Source organism: Lelliottia amnigena (genome assembly GCF_019047465.1).
Taxonomy (GTDB): Bacteria; Pseudomonadota; Gammaproteobacteria; order Enterobacterales; family Enterobacteriaceae; genus Enterobacter; species Enterobacter amnigenus.
The window spans coordinates 3,374,379-3,393,790 of sequence record NZ_CP077236.1 but is presented as its reverse complement, the minus strand read 5'-3'; the positions used below and the strand labels follow the sequence as shown (position 1 = coordinate 3,393,790).

The window sequence follows — 19,412 nt, the reverse complement described above, 5'->3', positions numbered from 1 at the left end:
GCGTGATTGATTCGAATGCATTAAAAGAGGGAATATTGTTATTCCCTCTTTTTGCAGAAACGCAATGCGTGGCTTACGATTTAGTCAAATCAATGCTCAGAATGCGTTCTTTAGCCCCCTCCACAAATACATCCGGATCCCAGTCGCGGTTAAAGCCTTCTTTGATACCGATATAAAGGGTATCAAAGTCTGGGGATAGCACCATCTGGTTCGGATATACCGGCACACTGAACTGTTTTTTGACGGCGTAATTTTGGGCATCGATCACGCTTATCGTCCCGCTGGTGAAATTGGTGACATAAATTTCGTTATATTTCGGGTTGTATTTCACCGCATTGGTTCCGGCACCGGTGTGAACATAACCGAGTTGTTTGCCGCTCTGGAGATCAAAAACGTATAAACCGTCTTTTTCGCCCCTGCGGTCTTCATGGTCAAACACCACCACAAATATGCGGTTAGAGGCAGAGTCCACCGCCAGATTTTGCACGCTAGTAATTTGCGGGTTTGCATTTTTCAGGCTGATAGTACGTAACACGCTCTGTTTTTTGGCATCAATTTCATTGATGTAATCTTTGCCTCCGATATAAATCTTTTGCGTTTTATCATCCTGGGTCAGACCGTAGGCCGTACCGCTGTAGGCACCTTTCACCTCGCCTTTCATCGCCAGAGAGGTGCCGTCCAGCATCAACAATTTATGTACCGACGTCATGCCTTCAGCGCTCTTCAGCATATTGCTGTAGCTGACAAAAAGCGTGTTGGTTGCCTTGTTGTAAACCATATGACGCAGGTGCTCGAAGCGTGAATCGGCGGCGTTCGCCTCCTTAAAACTCAACTTCTCGCTGGTTTTCGTCAGCTTCCCGGTCTGGGTGTTTACCGCGCTGATGCGCAGTGAAGCCGACTGCGTGTGCCCCACGTAGAGCTGTTGCTGGTCCTGATTCATCGCCAAAGAAAATGCGCGGTAAGGCATATCAAGGCGGTTCTCGATTTTCAGCGACGCTGGATTAAACGTATATAAAAATCCTTTATTGGCTTCGCGGTTTACGCGGTCGGTCGCTGCAGCATAAAGTTTATGATGAGTATTATCGAAAGCCATTTCATAAATACCTTCATTGGCTTCCTGAAGATAATTGGTTTTCATCGCAAAGCGAGACAGTTCACGTTGCGGCGGATCAATGGAAAATGCGGTAGTGGAGAATAACGTTGCGATGAAAAAACATCCCAGTTGCTGTGCTACGTTGCGGCAATTCATTTTTTACTCCTGCTCGTCAAATTAATTTAAACGTCTTACAAGGGCATCAATATCCCCTGTATGTTTGTTTTAAAATTGTATTTCCCCACCGAAGATATAGGTGCGGCCACGCGCCGTGGTATTAATCGTTGATCCTTCTTTGGCGTAATCAAGGCTCTGATTCATTCGGTTTAACGCTTCGGAATAATCACGATTAGTCACGTTCTGAACGCTAAAACGCAGCAGCACGTTGTCAGTCATCTGCAGGGTGCTGTAGAGATCGATAACGGTTGGAATATCCGGCATGCTCTCTTTCGGCACGGTGTTGGTGTCGGTGCTGATCCCTTCGGTGCTAAGACGTTTGGATTTGCCGGTAAATTTAACCAGGCTACCGATGGTCAGCCGCTGATCAAACAACCGTCCGCCCACGTCTAGCGTGGCATAGCTGTCTGGCAGATCGCTGATATCGCTGTAGGCAAAGCTGTACACGGTGCTGGCAATAGACGTCGGTTGATCCGTGTGCTGTTTGCTCCAGGAGATGTTCGCGTACGCAAAGCCCATGTCGTATCCGGCTTCGATTTCATAGCCTTTGGTGGTGACAGGCGACGTGGTATTGACGTACACATTGGCGTTAAAGCCACCAAATGAATTGTCAAAGTCATGACACAGCTGCCCGTCATAGCAGAGCATGAAGGACTCGCTGGTGATGTAATCCTTGATGCGGGACTGATACGCAAGCGCCTTCATGTGGAAACTGTCTTTCTCCACCAGCAGACCTTTTTTGTTGATGTTAAAGCCCGCTTCCCAGGTTTCGGCTTTCTCAGGCTTGAGGAACGGGTTCATTGAGGCCCCGCCCTCGTTAGCAAAAAAGACTTCCTGAACGTTTGGCGCACGGGAGGAGCGGCTCCAGCTCACGAAAGGTTGTAACCATGGCATGACCTGCGCAGAAAACGTGGCGGACGGATTGAAGGCGTTGTCATCCAGATTGAGGTTAGCTTCCCCCTGCGGGAAACATTTTTCATTGGCGGAACAGGCCGGTTTGTGTCCCTCAACCTGGCTGCGGGTATAATTTAGATTCAGATCCAGCTGATAAATATCTTTGTTCAGCGTCAGGCCGGTATACAGGGACGAAATCTTTTGCGTGCCTGCTGGAGCAAACGCGTTTCGGTCGGTTTCGTTCGATTGCACAAAACTGCGGCTGTACCGGGTATCCATTAATTTGCCGCCGAGCTGATAGGTCGCATAAAAATCATCAGCAAGGGTAAATCGGCTGGTATTACTGATATCAAGTGCGTTGGATTTATTCGTCGTCGACGAGCTGTTGAAATTATACATAGACTCAGGTTTGTAATCCTGATTGCCCCGGCTGGTACTGGCCAGCACGTTTAAATCCACCAGTTCATTGAGCGGTGCATAATTATAACGCAGATAATAATCGTCGCTGGTAATATCGCGGCGAGTGAAAGAATTGCTGTAATTTCTGGCAGAAAATTCAAATTTATTGAATTGGTCCAGATTGAAATTCAATTTATAGAGCTGCGATTGCGGCTCCTGGCGCAGGTATTTATTGTCTTCGCCAATGAAGTCTTTACTGCTGCGGCCACCACCGTTTTTATATGTCGCATAGGTACGGGACCCGCTGATGCCCACCAGCGCACCGAGACCGCCGCCATTGTCAAAGGTTTCGGTTTTACCCGCAACCGCGATCATACCGGTTCGACCCAGCCCGTTATCGCCCACCGAAAATCGAGAAAGTACGCCTGTCTGGCGTCCTTCTTTTAACACATCATCCACGCCAATCGTTCGCATATTTGCGCTTCCCGCCAGGGCATTGACCCCTTGGGAACCTGCGCTGCTGCCGCGCGTGACGTCGACTTCAGCGAGGAAATTCGGATCAAGCGGGACGCCTGCGGCAGTGTTTGAACCGCCGTGATAGTTTGCCGGTGCCATGCCGAAATAAGTCTGGGTGACGCCATCGACCATGGTATTTACGCGCCCGAGGCCGTTCATCCCACGGATATTCACGCTGATTGAACCCTGCAGGGGATCGATTTGAGTATAGGTACCCGCCATACTGCGCAGTGAGGCATCCAGACTCTGCAAATTCTTATTTAACGTACGTGAACTGTACGCGCCTGGACGGGTATAGGTTTCATCCGAGGAGCCCACCTGATTTTTATCGTCCAGCGAGTTGTCGATAATGGTTAATGGAGAAAAAACGGATTCCCCTTCTTTTTCTGCCGCATAGGCATGGCTGTGCACAATAAGAAGCCCGGTCAAAAGTCCTTTGACCATTTGAGGTTTTTTCATAATCAAGTCCTGAGTTTAATTATATTTAGCGCAAAAAAAATGAATAGCTCACGCATCGCCCTATTCAAAAGGACGACGGCAAAATACCCATAATAAATTCATGTCATTAATGCGGCTGAGCAGGTGCGATATATCACCCTGCGCTTATTCGATCATTAACGAATATTATCTAAAGCCAAATTTATATTTCAGGCAGAACAATTAGCCTGATAACAGACGCTGTATTTCTAAATTTCTAACAAGCCAAATTCAACCGGGAGCGTGACTTTTTGTACGCCATTCTTCACCAGCTCTTTTGGCGGAGGCGGCAACGGCCGTGCATTGATTAGCGCATTTAATGCCGCGCGGTCCAGCGAAAGGGTTCCGGACGAGGTGACCAGTTTTGAACTGAGTATTTCGCCACGCGCATCCACACTGAACGCAATAACGGCAGTCCCGGTACGCTTGCGGCGTCTCGCATCCTCAGGATAGTTTCGCATTTTATTGATCTTGCCTTTCACTAGCGATTCCCAACTGATTTCGCTTTTGCTGATGCGAGACGAGTCCGTATCCAACGGCGCGGCATTACGCTGAGTCTGCACCGTCTGGACCGGTGGTGCCGCCAGACTGGTCGTCGTCGAATTGCCTTTCTCTTCTTTCTGTTCGCGCGGGTTTTTTTTCTTGGTTTCCGTTTTCTTTTTGGCTTTCGGTTCAGGCTTTGCTGCCGCAATGTTGAGTTCAGCCTCTTCATGCACCAGCAGCTTTGGCATCTCCTTTTCTGGCCGGCGTTCTTCTTCGGTCATGGCTTCCACTTTACGCTGCTGGCTGACGCCAGGCGGCAGATCGGGTTTGATAATGGAGACTTCAAACTCAGGCGAGAACTCCACCATCACCGCGGCAGGCGTTGCTATTGGCTGCTCCTGCGCAAAATGAAGGACAAAAGGCAGGGCTATCGCCACATGAAAAATGACACTGGCGGCCGTACTTCTCATCCATGGCGTACGAGGCATCACGAGTTGTGCATTCATATTAAGGCGCTTTTTCCACGGGCACTGACCAGACGTAATCCGCCTGTTTGGCGGTTAGCGTGGTTCCCTCGGTGGTAAGCATCACGACGACGGGGTTTTCAACCTTCAGATCCGCCAGATGCAGCGGCACACCGATATCTTTTGAGGCGTGATAGCCGCCCGCAATTAACAGCGCAGGGCGAGGTGCCTGACGAATTTGTTTAGCCATAAAGCGGTCGCGATGTTGCTGGATGGCAACCATGGCGTTGACCTGTTCATCGCTAATTTGGCCGTCATGCATAAGGTTAATAATGGCGGACAACGATTCGCGAACCTGCGGGCGAGACGATAAATCACCGTCTGGGAACACAGGATTGTTATACAGTTCAGTGACCTGGCTACGGGTGATATTTGCCGCCAACAGCGGGTATGGCCCTTTAAGCGCGGTCATGACAACATCACGGTAAAGGTCCCACGGCCAGCCACTTTTCCAGCGCATGGCCTCCGCCGCTCGGGTCGGGCTGATGGTTGCGCCTGCCAGACTTTCTGCTTTTAAGCGATTAACACTGACCTGCTGATCGCTATCGATCATTTCCATCAGCACGCTGCCCTGCGCACGTGATTGATTCAGATTTTGCAGTAACCATTGTTCAATTTGATGGTGACGCACATTGGTATGCTCTTCACCGACAATCACAATGGGGGCGCTGGCGAGCGTCGTAATGAGCTGGGCAGGCGTCATCACCGTACCGCTCGCCGCTTCTTTAATGCACAGGCATTCAATCGCTATAGCGTTTTGGGCGGTCGTGTCCTTTGGCGGACTATGACATGCCGCGATCGTCAACATGCTGCTGAGAATCAGGGGTTTTAAGAAATTATCCATATTTAACCTGCGTTTCCGTGAACGTTGTGCGCTTATTTTTCGCTGCAAATTTTGGCCGGATTATAGCCATTGATGAAAATGATTATCAAGATCATTCGCATTATCAATTATGGGAGAGTGAAAAAAGAAGGCAGATAACGGGCGTGACGTTGCGATAGCTCTGCCGCAGCACAACACATTATTGGTGTCGCTTGTCGTCGTCGCTGCTTAGCCTGGGATGTCGATAATCGGGACGATCCAGGCGGCTCAAATGGAATGGAGACTTAACCGCGATTTCAGAGGTGTTTGGCCGCTACGCTGCTAAGTTTGATTTTGTGACTCTTCATGTCCCCTTCCCCGCCAATTTCTTGTCGCGGGGTTACTTTTTTATTCAGAATTCATAGGAGTCATTGAACCCGTTCAGGCTTTGATGCGCACTTTCAGCATATTGATGGCGATGATTATCATCGCGGCGGTTATGGTATTATTTCCGGCGCTAAAGAGGGCTCGATGAGCATTATTCACCAGCCTCATCACAGGCCTGTGACAATATTTTATCCCGCCAGAAGTAATAAAGGATTTAACCATGATCGTACTCCGTCCGATGCACAAAGAGGAATTTTCAGGCTATCTGGACTATTTCATTCCAGATTATGCGCAGGAAATTGCCTCAAATTATCGACTTTCTGCCGATGCCTCCCTTGCAAAAGCCAAACAGGAGATCGCTGCCGATCTTCCTGATGGCGTTAATACCGCCGGGCAGGTTTTGCTATGCCTGTTCACCCAACAGGATAATAGGGACAGCCATGTCGGGTACCTGTGGTACAAACCGGATACGGCTTCACGCACTGCATTTATCTATGATTTTCATATCTTCAACGCGTGCCAGGGACAGGGTCTGGGTAAACAGGCGCTGCAAGCGTTTGAGCAGATGTTGCAGGAACAGGATTTTGAACATATCAGGCTTCGTGTTGCCGGAGACAACGCGCGTGCCCGCCACGTCTACGAGGCGATGGGTTTTGGGGTCACGGGCTTTAACATGAGCAAGACGATAACGGGCTAATATTCCCTGCAACCTGGCACTCCCCGCACCGGTACTCGAGTCTTTTTGACGCCACCAACTTCACCATGACATCCGCCCACGAAAGATATATGCTTTATATATAAAACATAACGGAGTGTATGCTATGGGTATTGTTAAAATTTCGGACTTGTTGCATGAAGATGTTCGTGACGCCAGTAAGGCCATGTCACGTTCTGTGAATGCGCAGGCCGAATATTGGATTCGCCTTGGGATGATGAGTGAGCTTTACCCGGAGCTTAACTATCAGCAGATCAAAATGATGATGCTGAAATCAGGCTCTGACCGCTTAATGGAGGTGATCAATGCCATCAATTCCCATTAAAACCTCTGATGAACTCGCCCGACAGCGCCATGCGGGCGCGTTGCTTGCTTCCGTGTTCGAGATGCTGGACACGTTTATTGTGCCTGGCGTGACCACTCTGGAAATCAATAATCGTGCAGAGGCATTTATTGTTGATGCGTTGCAGTCCCGCCCTGCCAGCAAAGGTCAGTACGATTATCCTTACGTGCTGAATACCTCGGTGAATGAAGTCGTGTGTCACGGCATTCCGAAAGCGAACGAACACCTAAAATCTGGCGCTATCGTAAATGTCGATATCACGCTCGAGAAAGAGGGACTGATAGCGGATTCCAGCAAAATGTATCTTATCGGCGACGTCTCTCCCCTGGCTCGTCGATTGGTCGAAAAAACGTGGGAAGCCATGTGGCTCGGCATCAAAGCGGTAAAACCCGGTGCGCGATTGGGCGACATTGGACATGCCATCCAGACGCATGTTGAAAACAGCGGCTATAGCGTTGTCAGGGAATATTGTGGCCACGGGATAGGCAAAGAGATGCATGAAGAACCGACCGTGCTGCATTACGGTAAACCCGGTACGGGCGTTGTGTTGCAGGAGGGCATGGTGTTTACCATTGAACCGATGGTCAATCAGGGCAGTAGCAAAATAAAAACCAAAAAAGACGGCTGGACAGTTGTGACCCGGGATAAAAAACTCTCGGCCCAGTGGGAGCACACCATCGCCGTGACCGCGGACGGTTTTGAAATATTAACGCTGCGTAAAGATGAAATTATTCCTGACCTCATCGTATAAAATTTATAACGCTTCAGGAAAATAGCATCCTGAATTGCGCACGCTCATAGACATGATGCCCATCCGGCTGCGCTTTCAACACTTTTTCCCTCTCGGGAGACATGCCGGAAATCATGATGAAGCGCATGTCGAGCGTCCAGTTTCCCTGCCCCCACAATAATCCGAACACCTTATATCAATTATCCTTCGGCACACTGCCCATTGCGCTTAGGGGGAATCCTGAGCAGCGTAAATGACATACTTAACTACACCCCTATCTCATCAGCCCTGCTGGAAAGGGATAACCCGAAGGTCAGATCTTGCTCTGCTTAACCATCCTAAACGGTGCTGCCCCGGCACACACTTTTAAAAACATGTCAAAAAACCGCCTCGAACAACCAAACACAAACAACTGATAAATATAAATAATAAAAAATACTTGATTCAAAACTTGGACAAATAAACGTATTTGTGTAAGTTTTAATTATGCACTTTCGTCGCGTTATTCACAGTCAGGGTGAGACTCATGAGCACTATGTCGTCGGCTATCAATCGATTTATGGACTATTACGCCGAGCTGGATAGCCAGCCACCGTCAGCGTTGGCGGCGCTTTATCATCCTGATGCGGCCCTCATCGACCCGTTCGGCGAGCATCAGGGGCTGTTTGCGATTCAGCGTTACTTCACCCATCTGCTGGCGAACGTGGATCACTGCCGCTTTGTGATTGATGCTCCGCTCTGCGTGACCGATCGTTTTGCCGTGACATGGACCATGCACTGGTCTCATCCGCGCGTTTCCGGGGGAGAAAAGCTTGCCCTGCCTGGGTGCTCAGTGGTGGATGTGCAGGACGACCAGATTATTCGCCAACGCGACTACTACGATGCCGGGGAGATGATTTACGAACATCTTCCTGTGCTGGGCTGGGCGGTGCGTGGTGTCAAAAGGAGGGTGCGCTCATGATGACTGTCCTCATCACCGGCGCGAGCTCTGGCATTGGGGCTGGGCTGGCAAAATCCTGGGCGGATGACGGGTGTCACGTTATCGCCTGCGGACGAGATTCGGCCCGGCTGGAGGCGCTGCAGCAGTACAGCCCGAATATTACGGTACGTCTGTTTGATATGACGGACAAAGCGGCCAGCCTTCAGGCGCTGACCGGATGTCATGCCGATCTGATGATTCTCTGCGCGGGCACCTGCGAATACCTGGATGACGGTGTAGTGGATGCCGATCTGGTCGAACGGGTTATGAATACCAACTTTCTGGGACCCGTGAACTGCATCGCAGCACTCCAGCCACAGCTGGTGGCGGGCAACCGCGTGGTGCTGGTCAGTTCGATGGCGCACTGGCTCCCCTTCCCTCGGGCAGAAGCCTATGGCGCGTCAAAAGCTGCACTGACGTGGTTTGCGAATAGTCTGCGTCTGGACTGGGAACCCAAGGGCATTGCCGTCACGGTAGTCTCACCGGGCTTTGTCGATACGCCCCTCACCCGTAAAAATGATTTTTCCATGCCCGGTCAGGTCAGCGTGGACAGCGCCGTGAAAGCGATCCGTCGCGGCCTGGCGAAAGGGAAAAATCACATCGCGTTTCCCACCGGTTTCAGTCTGATTTTACGCCTGCTGGCAGGGTTACCCGGGTTTCTTCAACGCGCCCTGCTGCGCCGGATGGTGCGCTCATGAATATCGCGATTATTGGCAGCGGCATCGCCGGGATGACCTGCGCCTGGCGTCTGGCCGGGCATCACAAGGTCACGATTTTCGAGGCCGCACCGACGCCCGGCGGGCATACCGCAACGGTCGATGTCACCATGCCGCAAGGCACTTATGCGATTGATACCGGGTTTATTGTCTACAACGATCGCACCTATCCGCGCTTTATGGGCCTGCTCAGCGAGTTGGGTATTCGCGGGCAAAAAACCCAGATGAGCTTCTCGGTACATAATCCGCAAAGCGGTCTGGAATACAACGGGCACACCCTCACGTCGCTTTTTGCCCAGCGCCGTAATTTGGTCAATCCGCGATTCTGGGGGCTGCTGAAAGATATCACGCGGTTTAACCGTGAGGCGAAAGCCGCGCTGATGAGCAATATTGACGAAAACGCCACGCTCCAGACGTTCCTGGAACAGCACGGCTTCAGCCCGTTTTTTGCCCGACATTATATTCTGCCGATGGGCGCCGCCATCTGGTCGTGCTCCCTTCAGGAGATGCGTCATTTTCCGTTGCCGCTGTTTTTACGCTTCTTTGAGCATCACGGTCTGCTGGATATCACCGATCGTCCGCAGTGGTATGTGGTGCCGGGCGGCTCGCGGGAGTACCTCCGTGCCATGCTGGCGCAACTGGGCGATCGCGTGACCCTGCATGTTAACGCGCCGGTGCAGCAGGTATTCCGTCATGAAAAGGGCGTGAAGATCCAACTGGAGGCATCAAGTCATGCCTTTGACCAGGTGATCTTCGCCTGCCATTCCTTACAGGCGCTGGCGATGCTTGACGAGCCAACCCCTGCGGAACGCGAGGTGCTGGGTAATATCGGCTGGCAGCGTAATGAGGTGGTTTTGCACAGCGATCCGCGCTGGCTGCCGGTGCGCGAGCGCGCATGGGCCAGCTGGAACTATCGCCTGAGCGAACGCGATCAGGCCAGCGCGTGCGTCACCTACAATATGAATATCCTGCAGGGATTGCCAGCAGGAAGCCCGTTGTTCTGCGTCACCCTTAACCCGGAAACCGCCGTGGACGAGCGCTATGTCCTGAAACGTTTTGTCTATGAGCACCCGTTGTTTAATCCGAAAAGCTGGCGCGCGCAGGCCCGTCGCCACGAGATTAACGGCCACCAGCGGAGCTGGTATTGCGGGGCCTACTGGTACAACGGGTTCCATGAAGATGGCGTACGCAGCGCACTTGATGTGGTGCACGGCATTGCCTGTGGAGAGGGAAACTGAAATGAACAGTTGCCTGTATCAGGGGATTTTACGCCATCGCCGTTTCCAGCCTAAAGCGCACCATTTTCGCTATACCGTTTTTATGGCCTGGATCGATCTGGATGAGCTGGAGGCGCTGCCTTCGGTCGGGATCCGGCGTAACCGGTTTGCTTCCGCCGCCTTTTACGATGCGGATTATCCCCTCGGCACGCCGCTGAAAGAGAACGCGCTAAAGCGTATTCAAACCCTGACCGGTGAGCGTCCCGATGGCCGGGTGATGCTCCTGACTCAGCTGCGTTATCTCGGGTTTCATTTTAATCCGGTCAATTTTTATTACTGTTATGACGCAACAGACACCCTGCGCTGGGTGCTGACCGAGGTGCGCAATACGCCGTGGAATGAGCGTCATTACTATGCCGTGGATGGCCAGACAACGCGTCCGATTGAAAAAGCTTTTCACGTGTCACCGTTTAACCCGATGGACATGATCTATCACTGGCGCTTTAACCCTCCCGGTAAAACGCTGCATATGCATATCGAAAACCACCAGGAATCGAAGGTATTTGACGCCACGCTGATGCTGAAACGTGAGCCTCTCACGCGCGCGGCTTTGCGATCCCTGCTGTGGCGTATTCCGTTGATGACCCTAAAAACCGTCCTGACGATTTACTGGCAAGCGCTGCGGCTATGGCTGAAGCGCGTGCCTCTTCATAACCACCCCGTTAGCAGGAGTGAACGCTCATGACCGATCCTGCCTTTGCGCTTGATCCCGATATTCCGCGCAACGTCCGTATCGCCCGCTGGCTGCTCTTTCGTCTTTTAGGCGGTATCCGCAGCGGCTCGCTTACCGTTCGAGAAGGGACGCAGGCCTTCCATTTTGGCGACTCGTCTTCCGGGCTACGCGCTGAAGTTCAGATTTTGGCCCCGGACGTTTACTGGCGGCTGCTGACCGGCGGAAGCCTTGCCGCCGCCGAAGCCTGGATGGATGGGGAATGGGAGACGCATGACCTGACATCGCTGCTGCAGGTGCTGGCGCTAAACAGCACCGTGCTAGGGCGTCTGGAAAGCGGTTTTCGCATTCTGGGCAAGCCCGTGGAACGCCTTCGCCACTGGATGCGTCGCAACCACCGCGAGCAGGCGCGGGAAAATATCGCCGCCCATTACGACCTCGGCAATGAGTTTTATGCGCACTTTCTCGACCAGGAGCTGCTCTACTCCAGCGCATTATTTACCGCCGACGAGCAGAATCTTACCCTCGCCCAACAGGCAAAAATGGCGCGTCTGTGTGAACAGCTGTCCCTGAACGCAAGCGATCACCTGCTGGAGATCGGGACCGGCTGGGGCGCGATGGCGGAATACGCTGCGCTTCATTACGGCTGTCGCGTCACGACCACCACCTTATCGCAGGAGCAATTCACCTGGGCAAAAGAGCGGATCGCCCGTGCGGGATTGCAGGATCGCGTTCAGGTTCTGCTGTGCGATTATCGCGACCTGACCGGTGAATTCGACAAACTGGTGTCGGTCGAAATGATAGAAGCGGTGGGTGAACGCTATCTGCCAGCGTTCTTCAGCACCTGCCAGGCACGCCTGCGTCCGGGCGGCAAAATGGCGATTCAGGCCATTACCATTCAGGATCAGCGCTATCGCGACTACAGCAAAAGCGTCGATTTTATTCAGCGCTACATCTTCCCCGGCGGATTTTTACCGAGCATTACCGTGATGAGCGACCTGATGACACGCCACACGGATTTTGTTGTCCGCAATCTGTTCGACATGGGGCCCGATTACGCGCGCACGCTGGCCCACTGGCGGCAACGTTTCCTCCACGCCTGGCAGGATATTGAAAAGCTGGGCTTTGATGAACGGTTCCGCCGGATGTGGCTCTATTATTTTGCCTACTGCGAAGCCGGATTTAATGCCCGCACCATTAGCGTGGTGCAGTTGACTGCGGAGCGCGTATGAACCGCCACGTGCAGGTATTTCTGATAGCGATTGCGTTCGATCTTTACTGGACGCTGGTGGTGCTGTTTCGTGAACGCGGGCTTTTTCTGTGGCTCGCTCTGGCGATTCTTGCCTTCCTGATGCTGTCGCCTGCACATCGGCTTTATGCGTTACTGCTGGCGGTGATGGGCAGCGGCCTGGATACCCTCTGGGCATTAACGGGGCTTATCGACTTTCACGGCGAGGCATTGTTACCCCTGTGGATGCTGGCGCTGTGGCTGATGTTTGCTACCGTCTGGACCCATCTGACCCGTACAACCGCGCTCCCGGGATGGATCCTCACGCTGATGGGCGCCCTCGGCGGCCCGGTCGCGTACATTATTGGTCAACGGTTAGGCGCAATGACCTTCCTGGAACCGGCCTTCGTCGTCATCAGTTGGATGACGCTGGGATGGCTTACCCTGATGCTGTTATTCCATATCCTGATCGGGAGATGACCATGCGATCCGCTTTAATAGTGCTGCTGTTGCTGGTTATCATCACGCCGGTGACCCATGCCGCCGACTGGCTAAGCTGGCGCAAAGTGGGCGATGCGACGCTCACCTGGGGACCCTTTTCCGTCTACACCTCGCAGCTGCGCACACCGGATGGCAACTACACCGGACCGGGGCAAAATCAGGCGCTGATCATTACCTATAAACGCGACATCAGTCGCGATGACCTTGTCGACGCCACGCGTGACCAGTGGCAGGCGTTGGGTATTCTGGAACGTGAACCGCAGAGTGAATCCTGGCTACGGATGCTGCAATCGCTCTGGCCCGATGTGGTACCGGGTACCCAGCTGGTGTTTGTTTTCGACGATAAGCAGGGACAGTTCTGGTATCGGGCCTCCGCGACGCAAAAAACGTTTACCCCGCTGGGACCGCGCCAGTCTGAAGCGTTTAGCACCCATTTTCTGGCCATCTGGCTTGACCCCAATACGCAATATCCCGCGCTGCGTCAGCAGTTAATCGGAGGTGAAAAATGAAACGCATTCTGGCATTGGGCGTCGCCCTGCTGATGTTACTGGCAGGCTGTAGCGCGGAGATCGGCGATTATCGAAACCAACAGCCGTCGCTCGATATCTTCCGCTATTTCCAGGGTAAAACCGAGGCGTGGGGTATGGTACAAGATCGCAGCGGTAAGCAGCTGCGTCGCTTTCACGTTGAAATTTCTGGCGATGTCATTGGCGATACGCTGACGCTGAATGAACATTTTGTCTATGACGATGGCGAGAAACAGCAGCGGGTATGGCACATTCGTCGCGTGAGCGCCGATCGTTACGAAGGTACGGCCGGTGATATTGAAGGGGTAGCAACGGGTCAGGCAGCAGGTAACGCCTTTAACTGGCGCTACAGCATGAACGTGAAAGCGGACGGGAAAACCTGGCTGCTGCACTTCGACGACTGGATGTATTTGCAGGACGGCACGCATCTATTTAATAAAACCGAGATGAAAAAGTTCGGCGTCACTGTCGCCACCGTCACGCTATTCTTCACCCGGAAAGCGCCGTAACAGGTTTTTTAAGGTCGATTTTACAGTAACGAATTTGTCATAGCCGTAAATGAAAAAACCCCTCGATATTGTTATCGAGGGGTTTTTCGTATTTGGTGGACGCGTCGAGAATCGTATTCCAGACCTTTCAGATCGCAAGTTTTCAGGACCGCTTCAATTTTTAGACTGCCGGGTGCCTCCCGGTGAGCCTTTGGGTTTACCGCCCGTGGCAGGCGGTTTCAGTCTTTCACGATGAGTGCCCCTGAAGAGGAGTCATCGGGTGACTTAACCCCGCCGCTTAGGGGGATTCGCCATGATCTCAATCCAGGGTAATTTTAAAAGCGGTCTGATAGTCAAGAGGATAAAAAGGGATCTTCAAAGGCAACCGTATTCTCTTTACAGGTACTTATTCACTGCACCTACAACTTCGTCATGGGTGAGTTCGCGGTCAGACGCAACATAAATCTCGATATGATCCCCGGTTAATGAATGAACCCCGGTAAGCATTATTTTTAACGAAACTTCATCACCGTTTGGGTAATATCGCGTGATCGATGTGACAGGTTTAAGCATATTAATCACTTCTGCCTGCTGCGAATTGAAGAAGACCAAAACCTTTTTCATATACTGCCTCAATCCGGTCCTGCGTGTGTTTTAAAGCGTGGATCGCTTCCGTTTCAAAAATCGCAGATATTTAGAAAAGGCCATGCAACCGCATGGCCTTTGTAAGTATTGTTCATCATTAAAATCATAATGCTCCGGAGCCACCCAGGAGAGCTAAGACTTTAAGATAATCAATACACCTGCCTGATGGACAATTCAGGTGAGGTGGGCTGAGTGTATACAGTAAAAAAAAATACACACCCTCAAAAAAGAGATGGTGGCACATGTGTTGTTTGATAGCATATTTATGTGCAACTGAGGGGTTATCACAGCACAATCAGCTATTTTTCCTTCTGTATAACCTCTTCATCTGTACGTAATGATTTAGTTATTTGAATGGGTATGGTGATTGCGATGGTAATAATAAACCGCCCGAAGGCGGTCTGATTGTCTATCTGCTGTAGTAGTCATCAATGAACTGATGCCTGAACGCCTCAATGGACAGTTGCTCAACAATACTTCCTGTAATGGCAATTTTTATACGTCCCATCGGGTCTCGCCCAGCGATAACCCTCACCTCGATTGAGGTATTAGCAGAGGTTTTGAGATAATCGACAAAGCTGCTGATAACGTCGTCTCTACCATAGACGGCGAAGCACATTGTTCCACAATGTAATGTCTCTGAACGTCCCTCAAGCATAAGCAAGCTCCTCATGAATTGGGATTATCAATTGTAACTTAAAAATCAGTATGCGTTATTTGACGCCCATACTGATTCGTACATCCTCTCTCATGTTGCTCCTGCACGATCGCTATCGTCAGAAAGCCCTGCATAACATTTGGCGTCACCTGCAAGACTTCAGAGCGTGTCAGCGCCCATGACGGCCTTATCACGATTATTTTGCTTCTCACGGAAGCGGCAAGATGTGTCGCGTGGGTACATAGCGGGCTGAAGCGGTAGACAAGCGACGCAGTACCAACATCATGGTGTGTTAATCGATGGGAACGAGGGAGAAATAATTAACCCGCCAGGTGGGTTATAAGGTTTAAATTTTAGAAGAGGGTTAAAAGTGATGGCTGAGTCGGCAAATACACCCAGTGCATAGAACACGCCATGTACGCCGCCCAAAGCAACGAGGGGTTACCTTTCGGTAACCCCTCGTCTTATTTGGCGGAAGCGTAGAGATTCGAACTCTAGAACCCTTTCGGGTCGCCGGTTTTCAAGACCGGTGCCTTCAACCGCTCGGCCACGCTTCCTAAGTGAGGCGCAATATAAACGTCTATTAGCGCCTTGTAAAGCAGGAATTTTTCTAAGTTTACCCACGTGCATTTTTATAACGTGAAAAAGCAAAAAACCCTGCGATATTGCTATCGCAGGGTTTTCGAATTTGGCGGAAGCGTAGAGATTCGAACTCTAGAACCCTTTCGGGTCGCCGGTTTTCAAGACCGGTGCCTTCAACCGCTCGGCCACGCTTCCTAAGTGAGGCGCATCATAAACACCTCATCTTGCGCTGTAAAGAGTGATGTGATTCATTCGCTTCAAAAATAGCCAAACCGCGATCAATCGGTTGAAATAACAACGTATTGACCATTTTATCAGCATGAAATTTCACGTATCCGTCTTAATGTTTTTTGATGTACAAATCTTTGGTGAAGTAAAAGCCCAGTTTATCTGGCGTAAATCCACCGACCCACGGTTTTACCAGATGGGTTCTGACATAGTGATACACCGGAATGGCGGGAACATCCTGTGCCAGCAGATCTTCAGCTTGCTGGTAGAACTTGCCGCGCTCTTCCGGGGTTTTCGCTTTTGCCGCCTCCACCAGCGCATTGTCATAGGCCGGATTACTGTACTGACTGGTGTTTTCGCTATCACCGGTACGGAAGTTGTTCAGGAAAGTCGCGGCATCGTCATAATCCGCAATCCATGCGTAACGCACCGCATCAAAATTATGGGTGTGCATGGTATCCAGCATGGTTTTCCACTCCTGATTTTGCAGCTTCGCTTCCACGCCCAGATTTTTCTTCCACATCGAACTGGCCGCGATAGCGATGCGCTGATGCGATTCCGACGTGTTATAGAGCAAATTGAAGCTGAGTGGATGACTGGCGTTGAAACCGGCGTCGTTCAGCAATTTTTTCGCTTCAGCGATACGCTTGTCGATGGGCCAGCTCGCGTAGTCAGGGTTTTTAAGCTTAACGCCGCCAATGTCCGGCTGACTGACAAGCCACGCCGGGCGCTGCCCCTGCCCCAACACTTTGTCGGCAATAATGTCTTTATCCAGCGCCATGTTCAGCGCTTTGCGCACGCGCACATCATTAAACGGCGGTCGGGTGGTATTGAATTCGTAATAGTAGGTGGCGAGCTGCGGTGAAACGTCCAGCTCAGTGCCCAGCGTTTTCTTAAGCTGAGCAAATTGGTTAATAGGCACCGTATAGACGATGTCGATCTCGCCGGCCTTATAGCGGTTAACGTCGGAGGCCTCAGAGGTAATCGGCAGATAGGTTACCTTGTTGATCACCGTGTGCGCATCATCCCAATAACGCGGGTTACGTTCAGCAACAATACGCTCGTTGACCACCCACTGCGAAAGCTTATACGCCCCACTGCTGACGAAATGCTCCGGTTTCGTCCACTTTTCACCAAAACGGCCGATCAGCACTTTATCAACCGGGACGAGCGAGGGGTGCGCCAGCATCGCGAGAAATGCCGCATTGGGCTGGGTGAGCGTGACTTCCAGCGTTGAGTCGTTGATCGCTTTCACGCCCAGTGAGTCCGGCGTTTTCTTGCCCTGTGCGATATCCGCAGCGTTGACGAGATGCATATTCCCCGGATAGCTGGCGTAAGGAGAAGCCGTTTTCGGATCGACCAGACGTTGCCAGCTCCAGACCACGTCCTGCGCGGTGATCGCGGTGCCGTCACTCCAGGTGATACCTGGACGTAAATGGAAAGTCCAGACGGTGTTGTCTTTATTCTCCCATTTCTCTGCCAGTCGCGGCACAATCTCACCGCCTGGCGAGACGCTCACCAGCCCTTCGAACAAATCACTGATAATATTGAATTCGACGTCGCTTTCGACTTTATGCGGATCGAGCGATGCGGGTTCACTGCCGTTGTTTCTAACCAGTTCCTGTTTTTCTGCCAGTTGGGTTCCTGCTGGCACGCTAGCGGCCCAGCTCGTTGCGCTTGCGCACAGGATGCTCGCGGCCAACAAAGAAAGTGTAAAGCTAGTACGTGATGGTGATTTCATTTATTCGCCTTATTGTCTATTTTTTGACGATGCGCATTCACTCTTAGCGCTCTAACTGTATTAAGGCAATATTTTTCAGTAACCTATAAGAGGTTGATCTGAATAAAATCGTCAAACCACGCTTCATGCTACGGAAACAAATTTATTCGGAACAAAGCTTCAGTGCCGCCGCTAAGGTATTGAGTAAAGATGGGTAAAACCATTTTGCTACTGGCGCAACGTTTCTTATTCTTGCCGTTAATTACATCTGTCATAAGAGAGTGGCTCATGGATCGTATTATTAGTTCTTCACGCGACCGCACGTCGCTACTCAGCACCCATAAAGTGCTGCGCAATACCTATTTCATGCTAAGCCTGACGCTGGCGTTTTCTGCGCTCACGGCGACAGCCAGCACCGTGCTGATGCTGCCGTCTCCGGGGCTGATCCTGACGCTGGTGGGCATGTATGGTCTGATGTTCCTGACCTATAAAACCGCTGACAAACCCATTGGTATTCTGTCCGCGTTCGCCTTTACTGGCTTCCTGGGCTATATCCTCGGCCCAATGCTGAATGCTTATCTGTCTGCGGGTATGGGTGACCTCATCGGCATGGCGCTGGGCGGGACGGCACTGGTGTTCTTCTGCTGCTCGGCATACGTTCTGACGACCCGTAAAGACATGTCTTTCCTGGGTGGGATGCTGATGGCGGGTGTCATCGTTGTGCTGGTCGGCATGGTGGCGAATATCTTCCTGCAATTGCCCGCGCTGCACCTGGCGATTAGCGCAGTGTTCATTCTGATCTCTTCAGGCGCGATCCTGTGGGAAACCAGCAACATCATTCACGGCGGTGAAACGAATTACATTCGCGCAACCGTGAGCCTGTATGTGTCGCTGTACAACATCTTTGTCAGCCTGCTGAGCATCCTGGGCTTCGCAAGCCGCGACTAACCCATTACGCTTTGAACGGAGCCTCGCTTATGCGGGGCTTTGTTTTTTGGTACACTGCGCGGGTTTTGACTGACGTGTGAATGATTATGCTGAGCTTTGAAGGTAAAGAGATAGAAACCGACAACGACGGTTATCTGAAAGAGAGCAGCCAGTGGAGTGAAGCGCTGGCCGTCGTGATTGCCGAAAAAGAGGCGATCACGTTGTCACCAGAGCACTGGGAAGTGGTGCGTTTTGTGCGTGAATTTTATCTGGAATTCAACACGTCGCCTGCTATACGCATGCTGGTGAAAGCGATGGCTAACAAGTTTGGCGAAGAGAAAGGCAACAGCCGTTACCTGTATCGCCTCTTCCCGAAAGGCCCGGCCAAACAGGCGACCAAAATCGCCGGCCTGCCCAAACCGGTGAAATGTATTTAATACCGGATACTAAACGTGTCATATTCGCGATCGGGTTGGTGAGGTTCAGTGAAGACTTTTTCAACCCGAGCGCTACGCGGCCCGCCGGCTTTCAACCAGGCAGTCAGTTGCTCAATTTTATCAGCCTCACCGCAGGCAACAACTTCGACACTGCCGTCATCCAGATTGCGCGCGTAGCCTGTTAGCCCGAGCTGTAACGCCTCGCGTTGCGTGCTGTAGCGAAACCCAACGCCCTGGACCGTGCCGTGAACCCACGCGATTGTGCAGACTTTTGTCATCATCGTTTCCC

Annotated in this window: 22 protein-coding genes and 2 tRNA genes; 13 read left to right on the top strand and 11 right to left on the bottom strand. The window is 51.7% G+C overall.

Translation table 11 applies throughout. The features are described from left to right. Nucleotides 1-73: 73 nt before the first annotated feature. From I6L74_RS15855 to I6L74_RS15835, 5 genes are all read right to left on the bottom strand, one after another. The gene (locus I6L74_RS15855) at nt 74-1,249 is read right to left on the bottom strand and encodes a YncE family protein (protein WP_059178389.1); all 1,176 of its coding nucleotides are present in this window, start codon (nt 1,247-1,249) and stop codon (nt 74-76) included. A 69-nt stretch (nt 1,250-1,318) separates the two neighbouring features. Beyond that, a complete protein-coding gene (locus tag I6L74_RS15850) occupies nt 1,319-3,538 on the bottom strand; it encodes a TonB-dependent receptor domain-containing protein (RefSeq protein ID WP_059178390.1) in 2,220 nt (739 codons plus the stop codon). A gap of 227 nt (nt 3,539-3,765) precedes the next feature. After that, nucleotides 3,766-4,545: an energy transducer TonB gene (locus tag I6L74_RS15845; protein ID WP_243398831.1), complete on the bottom strand. Its 780-nt coding sequence runs from the start codon at nt 4,543-4,545 to the stop codon at nt 3,766-3,768. A 1-nt stretch (nt 4,546) separates the two neighbouring features. Then, a complete protein-coding gene (locus tag I6L74_RS15840) occupies nt 4,547-5,407 on the bottom strand; it encodes a ChaN family lipoprotein (RefSeq protein WP_059178391.1) in 861 nt (286 codons plus the stop codon). Between the two features lie 399 nt (nt 5,408-5,806). Beyond that, nucleotides 5,807-5,974: a hypothetical protein gene (locus tag I6L74_RS15835; protein WP_156421714.1), complete on the bottom strand. Its 168-nt coding sequence runs from the start codon at nt 5,972-5,974 to the stop codon at nt 5,807-5,809. Between I6L74_RS15835 and I6L74_RS15830 the strand changes: the two genes are divergently transcribed. From I6L74_RS15830 to I6L74_RS15780, 11 genes are all read left to right on the top strand, one after another. Beyond that, nucleotides 5,973-6,449, top strand: a complete 477-nt coding sequence (locus tag I6L74_RS15830) for a GNAT family N-acetyltransferase (protein WP_059178392.1) — start codon at nt 5,973-5,975, stop codon at nt 6,447-6,449. The two genes, I6L74_RS15835 and I6L74_RS15830, sit on opposite strands and share 2 nt — an antisense overlap. A 124-nt stretch (nt 6,450-6,573) precedes the next feature. Next, nucleotides 6,574-6,792 (top strand): ParD-like family protein, encoded by a 219-nt coding sequence (locus I6L74_RS15825; protein WP_012016898.1) that lies wholly within the window; start codon nt 6,574-6,576, stop codon nt 6,790-6,792. Further along, on the top strand, nt 6,773-7,561 hold the full coding sequence (gene map / locus I6L74_RS15820) for a type I methionyl aminopeptidase (protein WP_059178393.1): 789 nt from the start codon (nt 6,773-6,775) through the stop codon (nt 7,559-7,561). The genes I6L74_RS15825 and map overlap by 20 nt, the downstream gene beginning before the upstream one ends. A gap of 505 nt (nt 7,562-8,066) precedes the next feature. Then, nucleotides 8,067-8,501, top strand: coding sequence for a nuclear transport factor 2 family protein (locus I6L74_RS15815; protein ID WP_059178394.1), 435 nt, complete (start codon nt 8,067-8,069; stop codon nt 8,499-8,501). Continuing rightward, entirely contained in the window at nt 8,498-9,217 is a 720-nt protein-coding gene (locus tag I6L74_RS15810) for an SDR family NAD(P)-dependent oxidoreductase (RefSeq protein ID WP_059178395.1), read from the top strand. Before I6L74_RS15815 ends, I6L74_RS15810 begins: the two co-directional genes overlap by 4 nt. Next, complete coding sequence (locus tag I6L74_RS15805; protein WP_059178396.1) at nt 9,214-10,473, top strand: NAD(P)/FAD-dependent oxidoreductase; 1,260 nt, start codon at nt 9,214-9,216, stop codon at nt 10,471-10,473. Before I6L74_RS15810 ends, I6L74_RS15805 begins: the two co-directional genes overlap by 4 nt. A 1-nt stretch (nt 10,474) precedes the next feature. Next, the gene (locus tag I6L74_RS15800; protein ID WP_059178397.1) at nt 10,475-11,197 is read left to right on the top strand and encodes a DUF1365 domain-containing protein; all 723 of its coding nucleotides are present in this window, start codon (nt 10,475-10,477) and stop codon (nt 11,195-11,197) included. Next, the gene (locus tag I6L74_RS15795; RefSeq protein WP_059178398.1) at nt 11,194-12,414 is read left to right on the top strand and encodes an SAM-dependent methyltransferase; all 1,221 of its coding nucleotides are present in this window, start codon (nt 11,194-11,196) and stop codon (nt 12,412-12,414) included. The genes I6L74_RS15800 and I6L74_RS15795 overlap by 4 nt, the downstream gene beginning before the upstream one ends. Beyond that, nucleotides 12,411-12,890 (top strand): DUF2878 domain-containing protein, encoded by a 480-nt coding sequence (locus I6L74_RS15790; RefSeq protein ID WP_059178399.1) that lies wholly within the window; start codon nt 12,411-12,413, stop codon nt 12,888-12,890. The genes I6L74_RS15795 and I6L74_RS15790 overlap by 4 nt, the downstream gene beginning before the upstream one ends. Before the next feature lie 2 nt (nt 12,891-12,892). Continuing rightward, the gene (locus I6L74_RS15785) at nt 12,893-13,420 is read left to right on the top strand and encodes a chalcone isomerase family protein (protein WP_059178400.1); all 528 of its coding nucleotides are present in this window, start codon (nt 12,893-12,895) and stop codon (nt 13,418-13,420) included. Next, nucleotides 13,417-13,947 carry a DUF3833 domain-containing protein gene (locus I6L74_RS15780; RefSeq protein ID WP_059178401.1) on the top strand — a complete coding sequence of 177 codons (531 nt, stop codon included), beginning with the start codon at nt 13,417-13,419 and terminating at the stop codon, nt 13,945-13,947. The genes I6L74_RS15785 and I6L74_RS15780 overlap by 4 nt, the downstream gene beginning before the upstream one ends. 375 nt (nt 13,948-14,322) lie before the next feature. Here I6L74_RS15780 and I6L74_RS15775 read toward each other — a convergent pair whose 3' ends face one another. The 5 genes from I6L74_RS15775 to I6L74_RS15755 all read right to left on the bottom strand — a co-directional run bounded on the left by I6L74_RS15775 (nt 14,323) and on the right by I6L74_RS15755 (nt 17,780). Beyond that, a complete protein-coding gene (locus tag I6L74_RS15775; RefSeq protein ID WP_059178402.1) occupies nt 14,323-14,550 on the bottom strand; it encodes a hypothetical protein in 228 nt (75 codons plus the stop codon). Nucleotides 14,551-14,980: 430 nt separating this feature from the next. Beyond that, entirely contained in the window at nt 14,981-15,229 is a 249-nt protein-coding gene (locus I6L74_RS15770) for a hypothetical protein (RefSeq protein ID WP_059178403.1), read from the bottom strand. Nucleotides 15,230-15,698: 469 nt separating this feature from the next. Continuing rightward, nucleotides 15,699-15,786: transfer RNA gene (locus I6L74_RS15765), tRNA-Ser, on the bottom strand. A 132-nt stretch (nt 15,787-15,918) separates the two neighbouring features. Further along, nucleotides 15,919-16,006 (bottom strand) — tRNA-Ser (locus tag I6L74_RS15760). Nucleotides 16,007-16,151: 145 nt separating this feature from the next. Next, nucleotides 16,152-17,780: an ABC transporter substrate-binding protein gene (locus tag I6L74_RS15755; protein WP_059178404.1), complete on the bottom strand. Its 1,629-nt coding sequence runs from the start codon at nt 17,778-17,780 to the stop codon at nt 16,152-16,154. 267 nt (nt 17,781-18,047) lie between these two features. Between I6L74_RS15755 and yccA the strand changes: the two genes are divergently transcribed. After that, nucleotides 18,048-18,707: an FtsH protease modulator YccA gene (gene yccA, locus I6L74_RS15750; RefSeq protein ID WP_041689359.1), complete on the top strand. Its 660-nt coding sequence runs from the start codon at nt 18,048-18,050 to the stop codon at nt 18,705-18,707. 86 nt (nt 18,708-18,793) lie between these two features. Further along, the gene (tusE, locus tag I6L74_RS15745; protein WP_059178739.1) at nt 18,794-19,123 is read left to right on the top strand and encodes a sulfurtransferase TusE; all 330 of its coding nucleotides are present in this window, start codon (nt 18,794-18,796) and stop codon (nt 19,121-19,123) included. On the opposite strand, the gene yccX is transcribed toward tusE, so the two are convergent. Further along, nucleotides 19,120-19,401: an acylphosphatase gene (gene yccX, locus I6L74_RS15740; protein WP_072241820.1), complete on the bottom strand. Its 282-nt coding sequence runs from the start codon at nt 19,399-19,401 to the stop codon at nt 19,120-19,122. The genes tusE and yccX overlap by 4 nt on opposite strands. Between the last annotated feature and the right edge of the window lie 11 nt (nt 19,402-19,412).